At 44.9% G+C, this 21,376-nt stretch carries 21 protein-coding genes (1 of these 21 cut by a window edge); 15 read left to right on the top strand and 6 right to left on the bottom strand.

Going from position 1 to position 21,376, the window contains the following annotated elements; all coding sequences use genetic code 11:
• The 3 genes from tnpC to tnpA form a co-directional block, all read right to left on the bottom strand.
• Positions 1–241, bottom strand: the start of a protein-coding gene (gene tnpC / locus THEAE_RS0100220) for an IS66 family transposase (RefSeq protein ID WP_039944592.1). It extends 1,352 nt beyond the left edge of the window; the window shows 241 of its 1,593 coding nt (coding positions 1–241); its start codon is at positions 239–241; its stop codon lies beyond the left edge, outside the window.
• Between the two features lie 71 nt (positions 242–312).
• Positions 313–669 (bottom strand): IS66 family insertion sequence element accessory protein TnpB, encoded by a 357-nt coding sequence (gene tnpB / locus THEAE_RS0100225; protein ID WP_028986163.1) that lies wholly within the window; start codon positions 667–669, stop codon positions 313–315.
• The gene (tnpA, locus tag THEAE_RS0100230; protein ID WP_028986164.1) at positions 666–986 is read right to left on the bottom strand and encodes an IS66 family insertion sequence element accessory protein TnpA; all 321 of its coding nucleotides are present in this window, start codon (positions 984–986) and stop codon (positions 666–668) included. Before tnpA ends, tnpB begins: the two co-directional genes overlap by 4 nt.
• 218 nt (positions 987–1,204) lie before the next feature.
• Here tnpA and THEAE_RS0100235 point away from each other — a divergent pair, with 218 nt between their 5' ends.
• Both THEAE_RS0100235 and THEAE_RS0100240 read left to right on the top strand, forming a co-directional pair.
• Positions 1,205–1,510, top strand: a complete 306-nt coding sequence (locus THEAE_RS0100235; RefSeq protein WP_005585230.1) for a type II toxin-antitoxin system RelB/DinJ family antitoxin — start codon at positions 1,205–1,207, stop codon at positions 1,508–1,510.
• Entirely contained in the window at positions 1,507–1,824 is a 318-nt protein-coding gene (locus tag THEAE_RS0100240) for a type II toxin-antitoxin system RelE/ParE family toxin (protein WP_005585229.1), read from the top strand. The genes THEAE_RS0100235 and THEAE_RS0100240 overlap by 4 nt, the downstream gene beginning before the upstream one ends.
• Before the next feature lie 186 nt (positions 1,825–2,010).
• Here THEAE_RS0100240 and THEAE_RS19495 read toward each other — a convergent pair whose 3' ends face one another.
• Positions 2,011–2,484 carry an IS66 family transposase zinc-finger binding domain-containing protein gene (locus THEAE_RS19495; protein WP_425426411.1) on the bottom strand — a complete coding sequence of 158 codons (474 nt, stop codon included), beginning with the start codon at positions 2,482–2,484 and terminating at the stop codon, positions 2,011–2,013.
• A 421-nt stretch (positions 2,485–2,905) separates the two neighbouring features.
• Between THEAE_RS19495 and THEAE_RS0100250 the strand changes: the two genes are divergently transcribed.
• On the top strand, positions 2,906–3,283 hold the full coding sequence (locus THEAE_RS0100250; RefSeq protein ID WP_028986165.1) for a VOC family protein: 378 nt from the start codon (positions 2,906–2,908) through the stop codon (positions 3,281–3,283).
• 268 nt (positions 3,284–3,551) lie between these two features.
• Entirely contained in the window at positions 3,552–4,133 is a 582-nt protein-coding gene (locus THEAE_RS0100255; RefSeq protein WP_028986166.1) for a DUF4256 domain-containing protein, read from the top strand.
• Between the two features lie 108 nt (positions 4,134–4,241).
• Here the strand turns inward: THEAE_RS0100255 and msrA are convergent, their stop codons facing one another.
• Positions 4,242–4,775 carry a peptide-methionine (S)-S-oxide reductase MsrA gene (msrA, locus tag THEAE_RS0100260; RefSeq protein WP_039944151.1) on the bottom strand — a complete coding sequence of 178 codons (534 nt, stop codon included), beginning with the start codon at positions 4,773–4,775 and terminating at the stop codon, positions 4,242–4,244.
• Positions 4,776–4,837: 62 nt separating this feature from the next.
• Here msrA and THEAE_RS0100265 point away from each other — a divergent pair, with 62 nt between their 5' ends.
• Complete coding sequence (locus THEAE_RS0100265) at positions 4,838–5,809, top strand: DMT family transporter (RefSeq protein ID WP_211233454.1); 972 nt, start codon at positions 4,838–4,840, stop codon at positions 5,807–5,809.
• Positions 5,806–5,991: a hypothetical protein gene (locus THEAE_RS0100270; RefSeq protein ID WP_005586390.1), complete on the top strand. Its 186-nt coding sequence runs from the start codon at positions 5,806–5,808 to the stop codon at positions 5,989–5,991. The genes THEAE_RS0100265 and THEAE_RS0100270 overlap by 4 nt, the downstream gene beginning before the upstream one ends.
• Before the next feature lie 40 nt (positions 5,992–6,031).
• Here THEAE_RS0100270 and THEAE_RS0100275 read toward each other — a convergent pair whose 3' ends face one another.
• Positions 6,032–6,997: a glycoside hydrolase family 113 gene (locus THEAE_RS0100275; protein WP_005586392.1), complete on the bottom strand. Its 966-nt coding sequence runs from the start codon at positions 6,995–6,997 to the stop codon at positions 6,032–6,034.
• Positions 6,998–7,556: 559 nt separating this feature from the next.
• On the opposite strand from THEAE_RS0100275, the gene THEAE_RS0100280 reads away from it, so the two are divergent.
• The 9 genes from THEAE_RS0100280 to THEAE_RS0100320 all read left to right on the top strand — a co-directional run bounded on the left by THEAE_RS0100280 (position 7,557) and on the right by THEAE_RS0100320 (position 21,370).
• Positions 7,557–11,804 carry a glycosyl hydrolase gene (locus THEAE_RS0100280; protein WP_211233455.1) on the top strand — a complete coding sequence of 1,416 codons (4,248 nt, stop codon included), beginning with the start codon at positions 7,557–7,559 and terminating at the stop codon, positions 11,802–11,804.
• A 209-nt stretch (positions 11,805–12,013) separates the two neighbouring features.
• Entirely contained in the window at positions 12,014–13,378 is a 1,365-nt protein-coding gene (locus THEAE_RS0100285; RefSeq protein WP_005586395.1) for an MATE family efflux transporter, read from the top strand.
• 105 nt (positions 13,379–13,483) lie between these two features.
• Entirely contained in the window at positions 13,484–14,650 is a 1,167-nt protein-coding gene (locus tag THEAE_RS0100290; protein ID WP_039944594.1) for an AGE family epimerase/isomerase, read from the top strand.
• The gene (locus THEAE_RS0100295) at positions 14,647–15,840 is read left to right on the top strand and encodes a glycoside hydrolase family 130 protein (RefSeq protein ID WP_028986171.1); all 1,194 of its coding nucleotides are present in this window, start codon (positions 14,647–14,649) and stop codon (positions 15,838–15,840) included. The genes THEAE_RS0100290 and THEAE_RS0100295 overlap by 4 nt, the downstream gene beginning before the upstream one ends.
• Positions 15,841–15,955: 115 nt before the next feature.
• On the top strand, positions 15,956–16,969 hold the full coding sequence (locus tag THEAE_RS0100300; RefSeq protein ID WP_039944153.1) for a substrate-binding domain-containing protein: 1,014 nt from the start codon (positions 15,956–15,958) through the stop codon (positions 16,967–16,969).
• A 168-nt stretch (positions 16,970–17,137) separates the two neighbouring features.
• Complete coding sequence (locus THEAE_RS0100305; RefSeq protein WP_028986173.1) at positions 17,138–18,481, top strand: ABC transporter substrate-binding protein; 1,344 nt, start codon at positions 17,138–17,140, stop codon at positions 18,479–18,481.
• A gap of 103 nt (positions 18,482–18,584) precedes the next feature.
• Positions 18,585–19,466 (top strand): carbohydrate ABC transporter permease, encoded by an 882-nt coding sequence (locus THEAE_RS0100310; RefSeq protein WP_028986174.1) that lies wholly within the window; start codon positions 18,585–18,587, stop codon positions 19,464–19,466.
• 2 nt (positions 19,467–19,468) lie between these two features.
• Positions 19,469–20,299 (top strand): carbohydrate ABC transporter permease, encoded by an 831-nt coding sequence (locus THEAE_RS0100315; RefSeq protein ID WP_028986175.1) that lies wholly within the window; start codon positions 19,469–19,471, stop codon positions 20,297–20,299.
• 48 nt (positions 20,300–20,347) lie between these two features.
• On the top strand, positions 20,348–21,370 hold the full coding sequence (locus tag THEAE_RS0100320; protein ID WP_005586402.1) for a glycoside hydrolase family 130 protein: 1,023 nt from the start codon (positions 20,348–20,350) through the stop codon (positions 21,368–21,370).
• Positions 21,371–21,376 lie beyond the last annotated feature (6 nt).

The following is a 21,376-nucleotide window of genomic DNA, read 5'->3' on the forward strand; positions in this document are numbered from 1 at the left end:
CGGCAGCAGGATCGGCGGTTTCTTCCGCTTCGTTAAAGAGGGGAAGTGTTAGTTGAGCCTCATCCGTTTTCTCGCTGGATGAGCCAAACCGCTTTTTCTGGTTTAGGAGAAGTCTCTCCTCATACCATTTCAGCTTTAACGTTAGTTCAGCAATTTGCTGATTTTGAAGTGCAATTTGCTGATTCTGTTCTTCTATTTGATTTTGAAGTTGTTCGATGGTTAGGGTCGTCGTTTTGTCCATACTTTCTTTATTCGACATTCCCCCCTTAAACCCTTTTAATAGCGAAAGAAAAGAAAAAATTCTCCCGGGATTTAAAGGATGGTACGCGCCGTAACCGGGGGATGCGCCTGTTTTTGGTCAAGGGAAAGCCCATCGAGCAGCCAGCGCAACTGACGCTTCGTCACATGCATCGTTTGGTCTGTCACGTGATCCGGCCATTGAAACCTCCCCCGTTCAAGGCGCCGGTAATAGAGCCAAAAACCATTGTTTTCCCAATAGAGGATCTTTAGTTTGTCCCGTTTCCGATTACAGAAAACAAAGAGGGCATTGGAGAAAGGATCAAGCCGAAAACTCTCTTTCACAAGTACAGCGAGTCCATCGATCGATTTACGCATATCGGTACTGCCCAAGGCAAGATAAACCTGTGCCGCACTCACGTCTGGGATCATAACGCCTTCAGCACCTTGATTACATCGGCGAGGAAGGCAAGATCAATTCCGGGCCTTACCTCGAGGGCGACATTTCCCACTTTTAAAGTCAAGGCATCATGGGATGATGGACCTTCCATTGGGAGGCGAACCCATTGAGGAGACAAGGCTTTCCCACTTGATTTAGACAGTCTGGTGGATTCAATCTTTCGAACCCAGTACCATAACTGATGTAGCTTTAATTGATGTTCGTCACACCATGCTTTCGCTGTCTTCCCACTTGCCCTAAAGTCAGCCACCCGAGCTTCCCATTCTTCACGTAAAGTGAGTTTCGTCATGAAAAAGCCTCCATTCTATTCTTTTTGGAGGATTATCTCACGAAGGCGGTGAAGATTGTAGGTGGGTTTTATTTGACGCTTACCGCACTGCATCATAGCGGAGAAAATGGCGACTCGGTTTATGATGAAAGAGGGCTGTTGTTTATATAAATTTGCGAAACGCTCGCACATTGAAATACAATTAGGTATAATATATATGCAGAAGGAGGCGTTTTGAAATGGCAAGAACCGCTAATATATTTGCCCGCGTTGAGCCTGAAATTAAGGAGCAGGCCGAAAAGGTGCTTGAGCAGCTTGGCATTCCGATGTCCAACGCAATCGGGCTTTTTCTGCGCCAGGTTGTGCTTCAGCAAGGAATCCCGTTTGAAATGAAGCTTCCTCAAAACAAGCCGCTGTCGGTTGAAGAGCTCAGCGAGGAACAGTTTAACGCGGAAATTGAGAAAGGCTTGGCTGATTTAAATGGCGGAAAGGTTGTCCCGGCGGAAAAAGTTTTTGACAGGATGAGCAAGGATTACAGGCTATGAGCGCTTGGAAAGTGATTTATACCGAACAGGCGGAAAACGACCTGCGCGGGATTTACGAATACATCGCTTTCTCGCTGCTTGAGCCTGAAATTGCAAAGAGGCAGACGAAACGGATTATGGAAGCTGCGGCAAAACTAAATGAAATGCTTTTCCGCTGCCGCTTGTATGAAAAAGAACCGTGGCGCGGCAAGGGGCTTCGGGTTTTGCCGGTTGATAACTACCTGGTGTTTTATTTGCCCGTTGAAGATAAGGAAACAGTTGCAATAATCCGTATCATGTACGGCGGGCGAAATATCGAAAAACAGTTTAAATAAACAGACTGTATTACATCTACCGGCGGGACAGCGAGGAAAGCAGGACAAATCCAAAAGTGGGACTGGTAAAGCGGCTGGGCATACACATATTTTTGGGTCATCACGTAGCTAAGCGCAGAGGGAGAAGCTAAGCTCCCTGGAAATACTGGCGTAGGCATGGGTGCCGTGACGATGGGGGTGTGCGCTTCATGGTGATCTTGAGTGGCGGCAGGTATAAACGTGCCGGACATGCTTTACAACCTTCACTTGAGCAGGAATGACCTTTAACTCTTGCCGGACCTCTACGCTCATTTCATGCAGGGGATTCACACAGGAAGAACAGGTTTGTTCGTTCTCAGGTAAGAGGTAATCGATCACTTCTACCGGCAGGTCTTTCAGCTCTTTCTCGTGCTTTCCACTTTGTTTATGACGGCTGTAGGTAATCGTTTCAATCGTCGGCTCTTCGGCAGCGGGATCGGCGGTCTCTTCCGCTTCGTAAAAGAGGGGAAGTGTAAGCGATCCCTCATTCATTTTCTCGCTGGATGAGCCAAACCGCTTTTTCTGGTTTAGGAGAAGTCTCTCCTCATACCATTTCAGCTTTAACGTTAGTTCAGCGATTTGTTGATTTTGAAGTGCAATTTGCTGCTTCTGTGCCTCTATTTGGTTTTGAAGTTGTTCGATGGTTAGGGTCGTCGTGGAGGATTATCTCATGAAGGCGGTGAAGATTGTAGGTGGGTCTTATTTGACGCTTACGTATATATTTAGTCAACTTTTATTATTGTTAAGTCCTAAAAGGCGGAGGGCGACACATCGTATTTGTTCAACACTGTAAACTCAACGCATGTGGAGTGCTGTGTGTTGTTAAAATTGAAGGGGGTAAGTGATGAAGCCCCTTGATTTTAATTTCTTTATGCTTGTTATGGGCGGATTATGATGTAATCAATCATGATGGAACCGTGTGGTTACGCTTATTGCAGTAGCCGGTAGGATCATTCCATCGAAAAAAGGCTTATGTATATCAGACCGTGGGTAAGTCCAATTTGTTTTCGTCATTTTGCTTTGATATAATCATCGAACAATGCAAAAGGAAAGGGACTTAATGATGATTAACAAAATCGGGAAAGTAACCGTATATGTAAATGACCAACAACAAGCGAAAGACTTTTGGATCAATAAAATCGGCTTTGTTTTGAAAATGGAGCAACCTATGGGACCGAACTTTTCTTGGATCGAAGTCGGACCAAGTGAAGACGAATTTACCACCCTGGTTCTTTACTCTAAGTCAGTGATGCAACAACAGAATCCATCTAAAGTTGCACATCCGTCCATTCTTTTCAGCACGACGGACATTGAATCGGCGTATGAGAAAATGAAACGTAATGGAGTAGAAGTAGGGGAAATGATGAAGATGCCATTTGGCACAATGTTTACATTTAAAGACCAAGATGGGAATGAGTATTTGTTAAGGGAAGATAAGTAGGAAAAAAGTCCTTGACGACCTGATAAACTCCGGCGGTTAGAATGCCGGAGTTTCCACTTTTTTTAATCCACCCCCGTTGTAACGAATCTTGATTGAACGGTTTAATCCACAATCCATAAATTGTATAATGAATGAAGAGTAATTCAAATGAAAGAAAGGATGATCAACATTTATTACATCTGAAGGAAGGTTGAACATATAGAATCCATAGGTAAGTGAAAACTTTTTATCATTATTTAATAAGAAAAACAATAAAGGAGAACATCACATGACAAGGAATAATGAGATCAGGAATAAAAAAGAGTTGTCCCCCGAACAACGCGAAAAACTACTTGAAACATTGAAAGCCCGTTTTGAGAAGAACATGAACCGCCATGAGGGCCTAGAATGGGCTAAAGTACAGGCAAAGCTCGAAGCGAATCCTGAAAAACTGTGGTCGCTCAATGAAATGGAGAGAACAGGCGGTGAACCGGATGTGGTCGGTTATGATAAAGAGACGGACGAATATATTTTTTTTGATTGTTCGGCGGAAAGTCCTAAAGGCCGCAGAAGCGTTTGTTATGACCGCGAAGCGCTGGAGTCAAGGAAAGAACATAAACCGGAAAATAACGCAGTTGACATGGCTTACGCCATGGGCATTGAACTTTTAACGGAAGAACAATACCGGGAGCTGCAGAAACTCGGAAATTTCGATACGAAAACATCGAGCTGGGTGAAAACACCCGAGAATATTAGAAGACTAGGCGGGGCTATTTTTGGTGATCGCCGTTACGACACCGTTTTTGTGTACCACAATGGAGCAGAATCCTACTATGCTTCCAGGGGGTTCCGTGGCTCGTTAAGGGTCTAAATTTGGCTGAAAACCGACCGGATTAAGGTGTGATCGCCGTCTCATTTGGCTCGAGAATTTATTTTCCAACTTTAAACAAAATAAATGAAGCAATCGAGGGATAGATGTTTAATCCCTCCTTTTCTTCCAGTATTTTTCAATAAATTCATCCCGGCCTGATTTCTTGCGGTCTTCCTTATAATGCTCGGGATTCTTTTTATAATAATCCTGGTGGTACTCTTCTGCGGGATAAAAGGTTGAAGCCGGAAGTATGGAAGTAACAATCGGTTTATCAAACCTACCGCTCTGTTCAATCTCTTTTTTGCTCTCTTCCGCTAACCGACGTTGTTCTTCCGTATGATAAAAGATAGCGGTACGGTAAGAGGAACCGCGATCGTGAAATTGTCCCCCGTCATCTGTTGGGTCGATTTGGGACCAGAAGATTTCTAATAGTTTTTTATAAGGGAATTGCTCAGGATCAAAGGTAATCTGGACCGCCTCGAAATGACCCGTAGTTTGGGATTTGACCTGTTCATAGGTCGGATTCTCCACATGACCACCGGTATATCCGGAAACCACTTTTATGATTCCCGGCAATTGATCAAATGGAGTTACCATACACCAAAAACATCCTCCGGCAAATGTTGCAAGCTCTGTCCTCATGTCCTGCCCCTCAATTCTATCAAGATAGTCTTTTATAAATTATACCAGAGGGCATAGAGGATATGTCTACAAATTTATACCAAATTGACGCGTTCGATCCTTTTGCGGTAAACTTTTGGGCAAATAAAATAGGGGATAGCAAAATGAGAAATATGAGGGACAGTAGATATGGTGAAGGAGTAATTGCCATTCTCATTTCCACCTTGGGATTTGCACTTTATCCCATTTTCGGAAAGATCGTTTTTGCGGGCGGAGCAAGTCTGGCAACCGTATTGTTTTTTCGTTTTGCGATTGGGGCGTTAGCCTTTTGGGCTTTATTGATCTGGCGGGAAGGCTTCACGCATTTAACAAAACGCAATCTATTCGCCCTTTGGTTGCTCGGGGGAATAGGCTATGCCGGTCAGGCAGGGCTATATCTTTCAGCGGTTAAACTTATTCCGACTTCGATGGCCGCTCTTCTTTTATATGTATATCCGATTCTGGTCACGCTGTTGGCATTAGCAAGTAAGCAAGAAAAACGATCCATTATTAAAATCATCGGTTTATTCTTTTCAACTCTGGGATTGATTCTTGTATTAGGATTGACCATGGAGGGGCTTAACCTACTTGGTATCTTGTTGGCACTTGGTTCGGCTGCGGTATATGCGGTGTATATTTTGGTAAGCAATCACGTGTTAAATTCCGTTAGCCCGTTGCTAAGTTCGGCAGTCATCTCCACTGCAGCTTCTCTAACTTATGGGTTATCGGGTTTAATCCAGGGTTTCACTTGGAACATCTCGGCCTCAACATGGCTGGGCATTTTGGGGATTGCCGTTTTTTCGACCATAATAGCGATCATAACCTTTTTTTGGGGACTTCAGAAAGTCGGACCGACTACAGCCTCAATTGTAAGTACTTTAGAGCCGGTGATGACTGTAGGTTTAGCTTACGTGTTCCTCGGTGAATATTTAACCTTGGCGCAGATGATTGGTGCGGTGTGTGTGGTGTTAGGTGCGATTTTGGCAGCCTTGCCTCGTCCTGAAAAAATCAATTGATCAAAGAAGAAGATATTGCAGATTGTGAAGTGCGTGCTCTCCTGAAAAAGATCTTCTCCGAAGCTAAGGACCAAGTGATTGTTGCGAACCGAGCTTCCAAAGCGCTCCAGGAGACCCACGTGCAAGGCATTGGACACGAGTTTTGGGTGAATGAGACCACCGGTTTTACGAAAGAGGAGTAGGTAGCACTCATCAAGTATATGTTATCCTTAGGTTTTTCCTCTAAACATCCGTGGACGGAGTTGATTTGAGGGGCAGGGAATATGAAGAATAAAAATCTTTAATCACTTTTTCCGCCGGTTTGCCATAAACACCATACCCGCCATCACAAGCAGCTTCTTCCTCGTCATATAATAACGCGCTCCAATCCCACAAGGCGAATCCCTTTACCCACTCTTTTGATCTCGTTTTTTCAAACATCACTTTATAATACTGGGCTTGTTCCTCTAAATTTACTTTTCCTTTTATACTCCAGTCATTGGGAATGGAGGATGAACCGGTTCGGCTCATGCATCCGGCTTCCGCGAAAAAGAAAGGTTTGTTATAGGTCAGGATAACCTTCTCGATTCGCTCTAACTGGTTATCCCAGTCCTCCATAGGATAATATCCGCTTGAAGAGATCACATCAACGGCATCCCACCACTTCACGTGATCCTCTTGATATTTATCCGTGTTGTATGAGATCAGTCCACGATAATTTTTTCTAACCTCCTCGATCAACCTTCTCCACTCTTGTTCCCGGCGTTCGGCTTGCACCATCTCGCAGCCCACAATCAACATCTCACAATGGGTCCCTTCTGCAATGAGGGCATAATGGCATTGGTACCTGGTATAACTTTCAAACCATTCACCCCATGTTGGTTCGTTCGGAACATCCAAATCAAAAAAGTTGATATGGGCCCGCCAAGTCCCGTTTCTAACGTTTACTGTGGGCTTTAAGATGGTTCGTAAACCCAAGGATCGGGCATATTGAATCATGCCGATTAATTCCTCGTCGCTTACCATATGATCCCCGGAAAAATCGATTTCGGTCGATTGGGGGGTATCTTGGAGGGCGGCCAATGCAAAAATAACGGTGTTTATCGCGGTTCTTTCCTTCAACAGACGAAGGGAATCCCTTGCCTCCGGTTTGAGAAAATCACCTTTTTTGCTCATCCAACCGAATGTAAATCCTTTAATGTATTCCATTTTTATCCTCCTCACCTTGTAGAGGAAACGGTTACAGCTGTTTTAATGACTCTTATAAGATTGCGAGATCAAAGCGCCATCTCCAAATCGGCCGCTTACTTCATGCGTTCCCCTACGGTACTTTCATGTCGCTATTATATTAAACTTACTTTATACCATCAATAAAAAAATAAATCGATAACTTTATATAAACTTAAAACCCTAAAACCTTTTTGAAAAAAAAAAGCAGAAGGAGGAACCTATCAAAAATCGGCGCCGCCGAATGAAGATCGTGTCGTCTTCGAAGAGATTGACAAAGGAAAAGAAAGCAACGTATAATTAAGCGTAACGATAAGCTTATATTAATTTATTATCTTAGCTAATATTTTACCTAAAACAGAAAGGGGGACTCAGGCGGCGTGAGGAGACATAAACAATGGAAGAAGGGAGGTATGTATTGAAGTTGCGGTGGGGCATTTTTGTGCGAAATCTAGAAAGCGGTTTCAATGATCGGGACGTTATTTTTTCCAGAATTGGTCTCAATTTAAGAGATACTTACCACTTGTGGGAGGGGATGAAGATGAGAAGTGGTAGGAAATGGATATCCACAGTATTTGCTTTGTTATTGGTATTTTTCACGATTCCTCATGCTTATATGGAAGGAACCGTTCCATCTCTCGGAATATCTTCTCCGTTGATCGATGTGGACGATCACTGGGCTCAAAACAGTATCGAAACATGGCGGGGGTATGGTGTAATGACCGGATATCCGGATGGATCGTTTCAGCCGGACAAGGCCATTACTCGTGGGGAATTTGTAAAAGTGATCAATATGATTTTTGGGCTTACCGCAAAATCGGATCGGCAGTTCTCCGATGTTTCTCCAAACGCCTGGTATGCGGATCAGCTTTCGATTGCCAGAGAAGCCGGTTACTATATAGGATTTCCAAACAATAGGGCGAAAGCAGAATCGGAGATCACGCGGGAGGATGCGGTAACTTTGGCGGCACGGATTTTTCATTTAGAGCCGACGGAGGGTTCCACTTTCGCAGATCGGTTTAAAGATGCCGATCAGATTTCAGGGTACGCCAAGGATGCGATCAATGCCTTGTCGGGGATGATAAACGGTTACGGTGATGGGACATTGCGACCAAAAGAGCCCATGACCCGAGGAGAATTTGCTGCTCTCCTTGACCGATTATTATCCGGATATTATTCTCAGGCAGGAGAACATTCGGGGAGCACATTTAGCGGTAATGTATTGGTAAACTCCGATGGGGTGGCAATGAGGGATACGGCGATTGCCGGAAATTTGTATCTCGCGCCAGGCATCGGTGACGGGGAAATTACACTGGAAAATGTAAACGTTAACGGCAGACTCTTTGTATCGGGAGGAGGGGAACATTCGATTATCCTCAAAAACTCTAACGTTAAATCGATAATCATTAATCGTCCTGACGGCAGAGTCCGGGTTGTCACAGGAGGGAATACTCAAATCGGCGATATTGTGATGAACAGTGATTCACGCCTGGAACTAAATGACCAAACCCGTGTGACCTCTATTGCAGCAAACAAACCGGTGGCGCTTACGATCGCTGAGGGGGTGGAAGTCTTAAGGTTTACGGCCAACCGTTCTGCTCAAGGATCCACGGTCAGCGGAAAAGGGACGATCCGGTTGGCGGTCATTCAAGCCGACCATGTTACACTAAACGGTATTGGCATGGAAAAGGGCAGTTTCGCTATCCGTGAGGGCGAAGCGATACCGACAAGCGGAAACTACTCAAACATACCGAATGGAGACGACATTAGCGGCGGAGGAAGTATTGGTAAGAGACGGGTGGAAGATTTGGTTGACCCGCAAGCGACCGATGAAACAAGATCGTTGTTTGCATATCTAAAAGATATTCGGGGCGAACAGGTATTGTTTGGACACCAGCACTCCACGGATGTTGGGATGACGCTTACCGGGTCGGTTCAACCAGAATCCGATGTGAAAAATGCGGTGGGTGATTTCCCGGCCGTATTTGGTTGGGATACCTTAAGCCTCGAAGGAAAAGAAAAACCTGGTGTACCGGGCGATATTGAGCAGAGTCGGGCCAATCTGGTCGCCTCGGTGAAGGCGATTCATAAACTTGGGGGAATCTTTACGTTCAGCGCTCACATGCCTAATTTCGTAACAGGGGGAAGTTTCAACGATACGACAGGCGCGGTGGTGGAGAATATCCTTCCCGGCGGAGAATATAACGATGAGTTTAACGCTTTCTTGGACAACATCGCCCTTTTTGCTAAAGAGTTACAAGATGATGAAGGCCGTCCGATTCCTGTACTATTCCGTCCTTTTCACGAACAGAATGGCGGATGGTTCTGGTGGGGAGCCAAAACCACGACGCCTAGCCAATACATCGAACTTTACCGATACACGGTTGAGTATCTCAGGGATAGGAAAGGCGTTCACAATTTCCTGTACGTTTACTCACCGAATGGTCCTTTTGGAGGTGATGAAACCAATTACTTGGCCACATATCCGGGCGACGATTATGTAGACATTCTCGGGATGGATCAATACGATAATCAGTCAAATCCTGGAACGGAACAGTTCCTTAACAATCTGGTGAGCGATTTGGCGATGATCTCCAAATTGGCCGACGCCAAAGGTAAGATTGCAACCCTATCTGAATTTGGTTACAGCCCTCAGGGAATGAAGACGACAGGTAATGGGGATCTTCATTGGTTCACTCGTCTCCTAAATGCCATAAAGGGAGACCCGGATGCGAAGCGCATTGCCTATATGTTAACGTGGGCCAATTTCAATCTAAATGGGAACCTTTTTGTCCCGTATAAAGGGGCTCCTGAATGGGGTGATCATGAACTGCTGCCTGACTTCATTGAGTACTACAAAGATCCTTACACCGGATTCCTTCATGAGGTGAGTGGAGTTTATACCAAAAAAGTAGATACCGTGGAGAAAAAGCCATTCATGCATATCGCTTCGCCAACGGATGATGCGACGGTTAAAACGACTACGACTAAAATACGGGCGCGTGTGCTGAATTTCACTCCATCGAAGGTTGTTTACGAAGCGGATGGAACCGATGGCGAAGTGACGATGAGACTGGATGAAGATGGTTATTATACAGCAGATTGGTCTCCGGCTGCTCAGTTGAATGGTAAGACGGCAAAAATTACGGTTAAAACCTATTCCGGAGATAAGATTCTCTTTGAACAGACGGTGACGGTGTTTATCAAAGTTCCAGAGATCTTAATGAAGGAATATCCATTTGACGGTGATATTAACGGTATTCTGAACAACGGCACCTATCCAAGTTCCATGAAAATGAACCTGGCGTATGCCATGCTTAGCGGCGACGGCAAGTTGAAAATCACAGTAACCGGCATGGTATATTCCGACACATGGCAGGAACTGAAATTGGAACTTGCAGGAATTCAGGATTTAGTTCCGCTGACCGATGTGAAACGGGTGAAATTTGAAGTGCTTGTTCCTGTCTCCGCCGGTGCACAGAACTCCAACGCCAGCCTACGGGGAATCGTTATGCTTCCTCCCGATTGGGATACAAAATACGGAATGACGACAACGGAGAAAAAAATGTCTGAATTGGAGAAAGTGACCATCGATGGGATAGAATATGCCAAATATCCCGTTTCCATCGATTTAAACGATCCGGATAAGTTAAAGACTGCAACTGGGTTGGCCCTCTCTGTCGTCGGAAATGGTTTAGGGTTTGAAGGAGAGGGAGTGATATACGTTGACAATATCCAATTGCTGAACACTTATGTGGAAGCGCCTGCCGACCCGGCCCTGGTGGATGATTTTGAGTCTTATCAGGGAAGCGATACGTCGTTGCGCACCAAATTCGTGAAGGCGGGAGGAGATGATATATCGGTTTCCTTGGATGGATCCCATCAAAGTGGCGGGATGTATGCCATGAGGGTGGATTACAGACTGGCGGGTTCGGGGTATGCAGGGGTTACGAAATCGCTGGGCGGGGTAGACTGGTCCGGGTATAACAAACTGAAATTCTGGCTGGTGCCGGATGGAAGCAAACAGAAACTGGTGATCCAGCTTAAGATCAATGGTATCTATTTCGAAGCCTATCCATCGCTCGCTTCCACTACACCGGGGTGGGTGGAGATTCACTTTAACCAATTTTCCGTTGCGCCTTGGGATACGGCAAATCAAGGAAAACAGATCGATAAGGAAAGTCTAAAAAACGTACAGGAGTTTTCCATCTACATTAATTCGGTCGACGGTACCACCAAGAGTAACACCCTTTACTTTGATGATATTAAAGCATTGAATGACGGGACAGGGGGGGTACCTAATGGTGGCACCGGCCCAGGGAGTACGCCCGCAAAGCCGGGAACGCTGTACGATTTTGAAACGGGTGTGGAAGGATGGATCGTAGAGGTGAATCAAGCCGATGCCACATCACCAACCGTCACTTCCGATGCGGCCGCAAAAGGAAGCTACTCGCTGACGTCCAGTTTTAATGTAACCAAGACGGCAGGATTTGAGCTTACAAAGGTGGAGGCCATCGATCTATCCGCTGTTAAATCGATCAGTGCTAAAGTAAAGCTCTCGGCCGGAAAGGCAAATGCACGCCTGTATATTAAGACGGGCCCAAATTGGGAGTGGCACGACAGTGGTTTCGTCATCGTTGATGCCGGTGAATTTAAAACGTTAACGATTCAGCTTGATCCGGCATGGGGGTTGGATAACGTGAAGTCGATCGGGGTTAAAATCGAACCGACGGAGGGGTCCGGTACGGTCAATGTGTATGTGGATGACGTGTCACTCTCCGATGCATAAAGTTGGATCTCAAATCAGATGATGTCGTTTAGGCATCCCCTCGTCACGATCCCTATGGGCTTTCGTGGGGATGCCCCTTCTTTTTTCATTTTACCCTCTTTATTTTAAGTTATCGATTAAGATATAATTAGAGATGCTGTACCGATTAGAAACACAGGATTAAGGTTAGTAGATGTGTAGAGAAAAAAGATCACGGGGAGAAACGATCCATGGAAGAGAATGCGGAAGAAAAAAGCAGGGAACGGAAAGCTTTTTTCCATACCATGCTTTCATATGCCGTCCCCATTACGGTTCAAACCCTCATCATATCCAGTCTCAACATGATTGATACATTAATGGTAGGTCAATTGGGTGTGGATAGCATTGCAGCGGTGGGTGTCTCCAATAAGATCACCTCCATCTTGAACCTTGTTTTGCAAGGCTTCGCCAGTGGGGCGTTGATTTTCTCATCGCAATATTGGGGGCAAAAAGATAAGGTTGGGATTTCCAAGGTCTTTGTGATCACTTTCCTGATCGTTACTCTATTTTCTTTACTGTTTACGGCGATCATCTTTCTCTTTCCCCACCAACTGATCCGCCTTTTTACAGACGAACGGCAAGTGATTCAATTAGCCGCCGGTTTTATTCGCATTTTATCCTTCAGCTATTTATTGACGGCATTTACCGTCCTTTTTTCTGCCATCCTGAAATCGATGGGAATCGTTCAAATTCCCATGTATATTAGCGTTTTTGCGATTTTGCTCAATACAGCACTAAATTATGTCCTTATTTTCGGCCATTTCGGCATGCAGGCCCTGGGAATCGATGGTGCGGCGATTGCAACGGTGGTCGCCCGACTGACCCAAAGCCTCATGTTATTTCTCCTGCTCTGGAAAAATGAATTGATATCAATGTCGTTAAACCTTAAGTGGAAGGAACTGTTTAACCATAGCCTGTTTCATCGCTTTTTTGCGATCACGGCGCCTTCGGTGTTAAATCATATTCTCTGGACCTTGGGAGAGACCGCTTTTTTTTGGATTTATGCTCAAATGGGAACGGAAGAGATCGCTGCCGTTACGCTTATTGATCCATTAACCTTTGTGTTTATGGCTCTTTTTATCGGCGTTGGTGATGCATCCGCGGTGATGGTGGGGAATAGTATCGGTGCCCAGAAGAAAGAGATGGCCTACCTTTATGCAAAGCGATTCCTCGCTCTCACCTTGCTACTGTCGTTGCTCGCGGGTGTGGGGATTCTGTTGATATCACCACGATTTATCTCTTTATACAACATTTCTGCCGAAGTAGCCAGCGTGGCAAACAACCTCCTCATGGTGTACTCTTTGATCCTAACGGCCAAGATGCTTAACATGGTGAATAACATCGGCGTCTTGAGGGCGGGAGGAGATACCAAATTCGTTCTTTATCTTGATGTATTAGGGGTGTGGTTGGTGGGCATTCCCCTTGCGGCTCTGTCCGCATATCTGCATGCACCGATAGATCTGGTCTTTGCGTTGGCGAACTTCCATGAATTGGTACGAGCTTTTTTCGGCATTAAAAGAACGCTCACCCAAAAATGGATCAACCATTTGATCTAACCCCATACGGCATATTGACAAAAGGGGAAAGGTAAAGTACGATTTAATTAAGTTAACGATAAACTAATACATGCGGGGGACTATCCATTGGTTAAACTACAAAAAATGAAAGAGGAAATCAGGGAGGAACTGGTTGGCCATATCCTGCCTTTTTGGATGAAGCTAAAAGATGAGGAAAACGGGGGCTTCTACGGTTTGGTTCATTATGATCTGAGCGTTGACAAACTAGCGGACAAAGGGGCGATTCTCGCAGCCCGCCTGTTGTGGAGTTTCTCGGCAGCGTACCGCGTCACTGGAAACTCGGAATACCTCGATTATGCTCATCATGCCTACCGTTTTTTGATCGATAAAATATATGATCATGAGTATGGTGGCCTTTATTGGATGGTAGATTATCGGGGAAGACCGGTCGATGACCGGAAACATGTGTATTCCCAGTCTTTCGGAATCTATGCCCTAAGTGAATATTACATTGTAACAGGAGCTCAGGAAGCATTAGATTATGCCGTACGGTTGTATCGGCTCATCGAGACAAAAGGATTCCACCATGAACGCAACGCATATAAGGAGGAATTTAGCCGTCACTGGAAAGTAGTACCCAATGAAAAATTAAGTGAAAACGGCCTCCTGGCGGAAATTACCACAAACACCCATCTGCATATTCTGGAAGCATACACGAACCTGTATCGGGTTTGGCCGGAAGAAGAAGTAAAAGATCGGCTCATCAACTTACTCGGCATTTTTTATCATCGGATTTTCCAAAAGGAGACCAAATTCCTGAAAGTTTTTTTTGATAAAGATTGGAATTCCCTGACGGATCTAAAATCCTACGGGCATGATATTGAAGCGAGCTGGTTAATGGATGATGCATTAAAAGTTCTTCATTTGGAAAAAGAAGAGTATAAACAAATGGTGATCGATATCGCCTATAACATCTCGGATCACGCCGTTTTACAAGATGGATCGCTGGCCAATGAAAAAGAAGGAGACCGTACGGATGTTACGAGGGTCTGGTGGGTTCAGGCGGAAGCGGCCGTTGGATTTTTAAACGCCTACGAGCGAACCAAGGATGAGAAATTTCTTGTTTTGACTAAGAACTTGTGGGAGTACATCAAAAATCATTTGATTGATCAAAGGCAAAACGGGGAATGGTTCTGGTCCGTCGAAGCCGATGGTAAGCCTGAACAAAGACCTGTGGTAGATCCCTGGAAATGCCCATACCATAATTCGAGATTTTGCCTTCAAGTGATGGAAAGGGTGGGAGAAGGATGATCCACGAAAAATATTATGAGCTTCTGGAAAAACAAAACGAACTATTAAATCGAAAAAACAGGAAAAAAACCGATTTCTACAATGGAATCTATGACCGCTATGAGTATCCGGTTCTAACACGCCATCATGTCCCCCTCCATTGGCGGTATGATCTCAACAAGGAGACGAATCCTTATTTTATGGAGCGTTTGGGTGTAAATGCCACGTTTAATCCGGGGGCCATCTACCTGAATGGGAAATATTATCTGGTGGTCCGTGTCGAAGGGGTTGACCGTAAATCCTTTTTTGCCATTGCGGAGAGTGACACGGGCATTGACAATTTCCGTTTTTGGGATTATCCGATCCTTTGGGAAGATAAAATAAAGGATGAGACCAACATGTACGACATGCGTCTTGTACAACATGAAGACGGCTGGATCTACGGAATCTATTGCTCCGAACGAAAAGACCCAAAGGCCTCACCCCACGATACCTCAAGTGCTGTCGCCCAAGCCGGACTGGTCAGGACCAAAGACCTGAAACATTGGGAACGATTGCCTGATATTAAAACTCCTTCGCCGCAACAGCGCAACGTGGTTTTACATCCCGAATTTGTTCGGGGGCATTATGCTTTCTATACACGTCCACAAGATGATTTTATCTCCACGGGAACAGGAGGGGGAATTGCCTTTGGGTTATGCCGGGATATCTTACATCCTGTCATTGAGGAGGAAAAGGTCATTGATGAACGAAAATATCACACCATCAATGAAGTAAAAAATGGAGAGGGCCCGGCCCCCATTAAAACCGAAAAAGGGTGGATCCATATCGCTCACGGAGTCCGGAATACCGCAGCCGGTTTGCGATATGTTTTGTATACCTTCGCAACCGCTTTGGATGATCCTGCGAAGGTAATCGCAAAACCGGGAGGGTATCTCATCGCCCCCTATGATGAAGAGCGAGTTGGCGATGTGAGCAATGTGGTATTTAGCAATGGGGCGGTCGTAAACGAAAAGAATGAAGTCTTCATCTATTATGCTTCCAGCGATACGCGGGTGCATGTAGCCACCACGACCATCGATCAACTCGTGGATTATACCTTTAATACCCCTGAAGATCCTCTCCGTTCTTTAGATTGCGCGAAACAGCGGTTCGCATTGATAGAGAAAAATCTGCGCTTGTTAACGGACATGAACCGGCGAAATGAATGAATTCTCAGAGAGATCTGCGGCGAAGGCTTTACCACTTCATCCACATTTCATATAATTTAAAGCAGCAAGAAACCCGTTTAAAAAAATGTGGAGGCGGAAAGTCGGAGGTATCCTCATGAAAACCAATGTGACGATGAAGGACATCGCGGAAAAAATCGGGGTAAGCAGCGTAACGGTTTCAAAAGCGTTAAACGATAAAGAAGGGGTAAGTGAAGAACTTAGGGATCGGATTAAACGGGTCGCCTCGGAGATGGGTTATCGCATTAACACAACGGCGAAATCGATGAAAGAAGGGTACACCTACAATATCGGCGTGATTATTCCTGAGCGGTTTATCGGGCGCAACCAATCCTTCTATCTTCATTTTTACCAACAGATAACCGCAATGCTGGAAGAATATCATTATTATGGCATATTGCACATGTTAAGCTCTGAAGATGAAGAGAATTTAACCCTTCCCAGGATATACTACGAGAAAAAAGTGGATGGATTCATCATTTTAGGTCAAATCAGCAATAGCTACGCTGAGTTATTGAAAAAAACGGAAGTTCCTTTTGTTTTTTTGGATTTTTACACCGACCAGGCGGAAATCGATTCGATTATCTCCGACAGCTTTTACGGTGTATACGAATTGACCAATTATCTAATTGATCAAGGCCACAGAAAGATCGCCTTTGTGGGTAACATTTACTCAACAAGCAGCATCCAAGATCGGTTCTTGGGTTATTATAAATCTTTATTGGAGCATAAGATAGAACTTAATAAGGATTATATTATCCCGGACCGCGATGATCGTGGAGAGTATATCGATATCCGGCTTCCGGCCGACTTGCCCACCGCCTTTGTATGCAATTGTGACGAAGTAGCCTATAACCTGATCAACAAGTTAAAAAAAGCGGGCTATCACGTCCCGGATGATTTTTCAGTGGTAGGGTTCGATAACGACATTTATTCGACAATATCCGATCCGAAAATTACAACCATTGAAGTGAATGTAGCGGAAATGAGCAGGATAGCTGTCAGAACCATCATTCATAAGATAAAAAATAAAGAACGGAAATTTGGCAGGCTAATGGTGAAAGGGAAAGTAATTTACAGGGATTCCGTAAAGAATCTCCGAGCGAGGTAGAGTGATCTACCTTTTTTTATTAGAGTCGATCTCGGTTCCGGTTAGTCACAAGAAGGCTGATAGGATGCAGGTTCCCTCAAATTATTTCTTTGTTGCAGTTGACGGGTAAGCGCTCACATGATAAGATTAACATGTAAGCTAAACGATAAACTAATTGGGGGTGTTCAAATGAGGGGAAAGCTACTTTCTATTACCTTAGTAGCTGTATTCGTCCTCAGCCTAATCGCGGGTTGCGGCAGTACACAAAACGGTAGCGGCACTGGCACGAACACGAACGGAGGTGAACAGGGAGTTTCCCAGAACGCCGGAGGCAATGACATTAAGGGAGAAATTACCGTTATTACTCAAAGGACCGACATCGTGGATACGGTTTTTAAAGAGTACGCCAAGAAATTTAACGAGAAGTATCCTAATGTAACCGTAAAGTTTGAAGCGATAGCCGACTATGAAGGTCAAATTTCCATCCGCATGAATACGAAAGATTACGGAGATGTCCTCCTAATCCCCACCAGTATCCCTATCGCGGATATTCCGGATTTCTTTGAACCGCTTGGGGATTTGACGGATATGCAACAGAACTATTTGGGCATTGAAGAAAGGGCCGTAAATGGAAAGGTTTACGGAATTCCGATCGCAATCAACTATTCAGGGATTGTATACAACAAGAAGGTATTTGAGAAAGCAGGCGTAACCAAAGTTCCGACGACGCCCGATGAATTTATTGCCGCTTTGGAGAAAGTGAAGGAAAATACGGATGCGATTCCGCTTTACACCAACTATGCGGCGGGGTGGCCTTTAACCCAATGGGAAGCGGATTTGCCTACGGTGGCGGGTGACCCTGATTATGTAAATATTACACAAGTTAATGAACAAGATAATTTCGTGCCTGGCAAACCTCATTATGAGCTTTATAAGTTGATGTATGATGTGGCAAAGAAAGGATTAATCGAAAAAGATCCGACCACCACGGACTGGGAGAATTCCAAGAGGATGATGGCACAGGGGAAAATTGCCACTATGGTGTTAGGATCCTGGGCGATTGGGCAGATTCAGGGTTTTGCCGAGAATCCCGATGATATCGGGTACATGCCGTTCCCAACCAATGCGAAACGGATTATTTTCCCATTGGGGGCAGATTATAACTTAGCTATTAATGTGAACAGCAAAAACAAGCCTGCCGCAAAAGCCTGGTTGGATTGGTTCATCCATGAGTCGAATTACGCTACGGAGCAGGCATACGGATTAAGCCCCGTCAAGGATGCCCCGCTTCCGGAAGCCCTTAAACAATTTGAAGGGACAAACATCGAATTTGTATTTAATACTCCAGCAAAACCCGGCCAAGAAGGATTGGTGGATAAGATAGATAAAGCTGCCGAAATCGGTTTATGGCAACCGGATTTCAAAAAGAGGATTATTGAGGCGGCCATCGGCAACACCAACGAAACCTATGATGAGATTATGAAAGATTTGAATGATCGATGGGTAAAAGCGAGAGCGGAGATCATGAAATAGAAGAATGAAAAAACAATCATTCGGGATAAGGGAAGTTGCATCTTTGCAGTTTCCCTTCCCCTTTCTCTATCATTATCCAAATAAAGCCAGGGATGTGTGAAATATGCTACGATTTTCAAATCTGAGTTACAAAACTCAGAGGAAGCTCATTATCATCGCCTTTTCCATCATTCCGGTTGCGCTGCTGATCACCTTCTCCTATTTGCCGGTGTTAAATATGTTTGGCTACAGTCTTACCGATTGGAACGGGATCAGCAAGCAAAAAGATTTTGTCGGCTTAGAGAATTATAAAGTCTTTTTTACGAATCCCAAGTATTATTCGGTCTTTAAAGTGAGCTTGTATTATTTCGTTGCCTCCTTTGTGCAATTAGGGCTCGCTCTCTATTTTGCAACTCTATTAAGTTTTAATGTGAAATTTAAGAACTTTTTCAAGGGAGTTTTGTTTTTCCCCTATTTGATTAATGGCGTGGCGATCGGTTTTATCTTCCTGCTCTTCTTCAGACCTGACGGTACACTGGACACCCTACTGCGATGGCTCGGATTGGGCGACTACATCCAGCTTTGGTTGGGGAATCCGGATATCATTAATATCTCACTGTCGGGGACATCGATCTGGAGATACATGGGATTTAATTTTATCATTTTTTTAGGAGCGATTTCTTCCATCCCACGGGATTTATATGAAGCGGCCGAACTGGATGGTGCGAACAGGTGGCAACAATTTACTCACATCATTCTTCCAAGCATTAAGCAGATTATCCAACTCAATTTAATTCTGTCCGTTAGCGGCTCCATCAGCGTTTTTGAAATCCCGTACATCATGACGGGTGGTTCCAATGGGAGCAATACTTTCGTCATTCAGACGGTTGACCTCGCGTTTAAATACGGAAAGTTTGGATTGGCCTCAGCCATGGCGGTCATCTTGCTCATTATCGTTGTGGTGGTAACCCTTATCCAGAAAAAATTGGTTCGGGAGGAGGCATAGGGATGAACTTCAAACAGGTGATTCTAAGCACGCTGAAATACTTGTCATTGCTTCTTGGCGTTGTCTTTGCCCTTCTTCCTCTCGTTGTGGTTTTTTTCTCCTCACTGAAAACAGGGGAAGAGATGGCAAATACGAGCCCTCTCGATCCGCCCGGAAATTGGTTCAATTTCAGGAACTACCTCAGGGCCTTCCTTGAAGGAAACATGTTAACAGGTTTTCTAAACACGGCCTTCATTCTGGCGGTCTCCATAGCGGGGGCAACCTTAATGGGGGCGATGATTGCCTACGTTTTACATCGCTTTAATTTCAGAGGGAAAACACTGCTCACCGGCGCATTTCTGCTGGCGGCTCTTATACCAGGAGTAACGACCCAGGTCGCCACCTTTCAAATCATTAATGCTTTAGGTCTGTTCAACACCCATTGGGCTGCCATTCTTCTCTATATGGGAACGGATATTATCTCCGTCTATATCTTTCTTCAATTCTTGGAAAACATTCCCGTTTCCCTGGATGAAGCGGCCATGTTGGACGGAGCCTCTTATATTACGATCTTTCGAAAAATCATTTTCCCCTTGCTGAAACCGGCCATCGTCACAGTGCTCATCGTGAAAGGGGTCGCTATTTATAACGACTTTTATACACCGTTCCTCTATATGCCAAAGACCGAACTACAAACCATTTCTACCGCCCTGTTCAAGTTTAAAGGGCCGTATGGATCTCAATGGGAGGTTATTAGTGCCGGTATCATGATCGCCATCATTCCGACCCTGATCGCCTTCCTCTCCTTGCAAAAGTATATTTACAACGGATTTACCCAAGGGTCTGTAAAATAAGATAACCATAATCAAGAAACGATCATCCTATGAAAGGAGCAATCTACCATGAAAGAGGTAAAAATCATCGGCGAAAAATTGTCCAATATTCCGTGGCAAGAAAAACCGGAAGGATATGATGGGCCGGTATGGCGTCATTCTGAAAATCCTATCATCCGTAGAAATCCTGTAAAAGGAGTTTCCCGCATATTTAACAGTGCGGTGGCACCGTTTGACGGGAAATTCGTCGGCGTATTTAGAGCGGAAACCGTCAATGGCCGCCCTCATTTGCATTTGGGATGGAGCGAGGATGGCTTACACTGGAAGATTGATGAAGAGCGCATTCTATTTGTGGATGAAGAAGGAAAGCCTTATCAACCCCGTTATGCTTATGACCCGCGTCTCGTAAAAATAGAGGGTTCCTATTATATTATCTGGTGTACCGATTTTTATGGCGCCTCCATTGGATTGGCAAAAACCGATGATTTTAAAACCTTTATACGCCTGGAAAATCCCTTCCTTCCCTTTAATCGTAACGGCGTTTTATTCCCGAAGCGGATCAATGGAAATTACGTTATGTTATCTCGCCCGAGCGACAGTGGCCATACGCCGTTTGGTGATATTTTTCTGAGTGAGAGTCCCGACCTGAAATATTGGGGGAAACATCGTCATGTGATGAGTAAAGGCGGCAAAGGCTGGTGGTCCAATGTGAAGATTGGAGGAGGCCCGGCGCCTATTGAAACGACAGAAGGGTGGCTACTCTTTTACCACGGGGTTACGGGCACATGCAATGGATTGGTTTACAGCATGGGTGCGGCCATTTTGGATCCGGACGAGCCGTCCAGGGTGAAATACCGTTCAGAGAACTTTGTTCTTACCCCGGAAGAATGGTATGAAGAAAAAGGATTTGTCGATAACGTCGTCTTCCCATGCGCAACCTTAACGGATGCGGAGTCCGGAAGAATCGCCATTTATTATGGGGCGGCGGATACCTACGTGGGGATTGCGTATACGACCGTGGATGAAATAGTGAAGTACGTGATAAATACCGGTGAGGAAGTGGCTGACGACCGTGAATTGGGAAGAATGTGATTGTCA

Source organism: Thermicanus aegyptius DSM 12793 (assembly GCF_000510645.1).
In the GTDB taxonomy this organism is placed as follows: Bacteria; Bacillota; Bacilli; order Thermicanales; family Thermicanaceae; genus Thermicanus; species Thermicanus aegyptius.

What these genes read in the sequence shown, in the direction of transcription:
- THEAE_RS0100280 (WP_211233455.1), top strand. Translation starts at nt 7,557, where the DNA reads ATGAGAAGTGGTAGGAAATGGATATCCACAGTATTTGCTTTGTTATTG.
- THEAE_RS0100240 (WP_005585229.1), top strand. Translation starts at nt 1,507, where the DNA reads ATGAGCGCTTGGAAAGTGATTTATACCGAACAGGCGGAAAACGACCTG.
- THEAE_RS0100290 (WP_039944594.1), top strand. Translation starts at nt 13,484, where the DNA reads ATGAAAGAGGAAATCAGGGAGGAACTGGTTGGCCATATCCTGCCTTTT.
- THEAE_RS0100275 (WP_005586392.1), bottom strand. Translation starts at nt 6,997, where the DNA reads ATGGAATACATTAAAGGATTTACATTCGGTTGGATGAGCAAAAAAGGT.
- THEAE_RS0100295 (WP_028986171.1), top strand. Translation starts at nt 14,647, where the DNA reads ATGATCCACGAAAAATATTATGAGCTTCTGGAAAAACAAAACGAACTA.
- THEAE_RS0100300 (WP_039944153.1), top strand. Translation starts at nt 15,956, where the DNA reads ATGAAAACCAATGTGACGATGAAGGACATCGCGGAAAAAATCGGGGTA.
- THEAE_RS0100265 (WP_211233454.1), top strand. Translation starts at nt 4,838, where the DNA reads ATGTCTACAAATTTATACCAAATTGACGCGTTCGATCCTTTTGCGGTA.
- THEAE_RS0100310 (WP_028986174.1), top strand. Translation starts at nt 18,585, where the DNA reads ATGCTACGATTTTCAAATCTGAGTTACAAAACTCAGAGGAAGCTCATT.
- THEAE_RS0100235 (WP_005585230.1), top strand. Translation starts at nt 1,205, where the DNA reads ATGGCAAGAACCGCTAATATATTTGCCCGCGTTGAGCCTGAAATTAAG.
- THEAE_RS0100305 (WP_028986173.1), top strand. Translation starts at nt 17,138, where the DNA reads ATGAGGGGAAAGCTACTTTCTATTACCTTAGTAGCTGTATTCGTCCTC.
- tnpA (WP_028986164.1), bottom strand. Translation starts at nt 986, where the DNA reads ATGACGAAACTCACTTTACGTGAAGAATGGGAAGCTCGGGTGGCTGAC.
- THEAE_RS0100255 (WP_028986166.1), top strand. Translation starts at nt 3,552, where the DNA reads ATGACAAGGAATAATGAGATCAGGAATAAAAAAGAGTTGTCCCCCGAA.
- tnpB (WP_028986163.1), bottom strand. Translation starts at nt 669, where the DNA reads ATGATCCCAGACGTGAGTGCGGCACAGGTTTATCTTGCCTTGGGCAGT.
- THEAE_RS0100315 (WP_028986175.1), top strand. Translation starts at nt 19,469, where the DNA reads ATGAACTTCAAACAGGTGATTCTAAGCACGCTGAAATACTTGTCATTG.
- THEAE_RS0100250 (WP_028986165.1), top strand. Translation starts at nt 2,906, where the DNA reads ATGATTAACAAAATCGGGAAAGTAACCGTATATGTAAATGACCAACAA.
- msrA (WP_039944151.1), bottom strand. Translation starts at nt 4,775, where the DNA reads ATGAGGACAGAGCTTGCAACATTTGCCGGAGGATGTTTTTGGTGTATG.
- THEAE_RS0100285 (WP_005586395.1), top strand. Translation starts at nt 12,014, where the DNA reads ATGGAAGAGAATGCGGAAGAAAAAAGCAGGGAACGGAAAGCTTTTTTC.
- THEAE_RS0100320 (WP_005586402.1), top strand. Translation starts at nt 20,348, where the DNA reads ATGAAAGAGGTAAAAATCATCGGCGAAAAATTGTCCAATATTCCGTGG.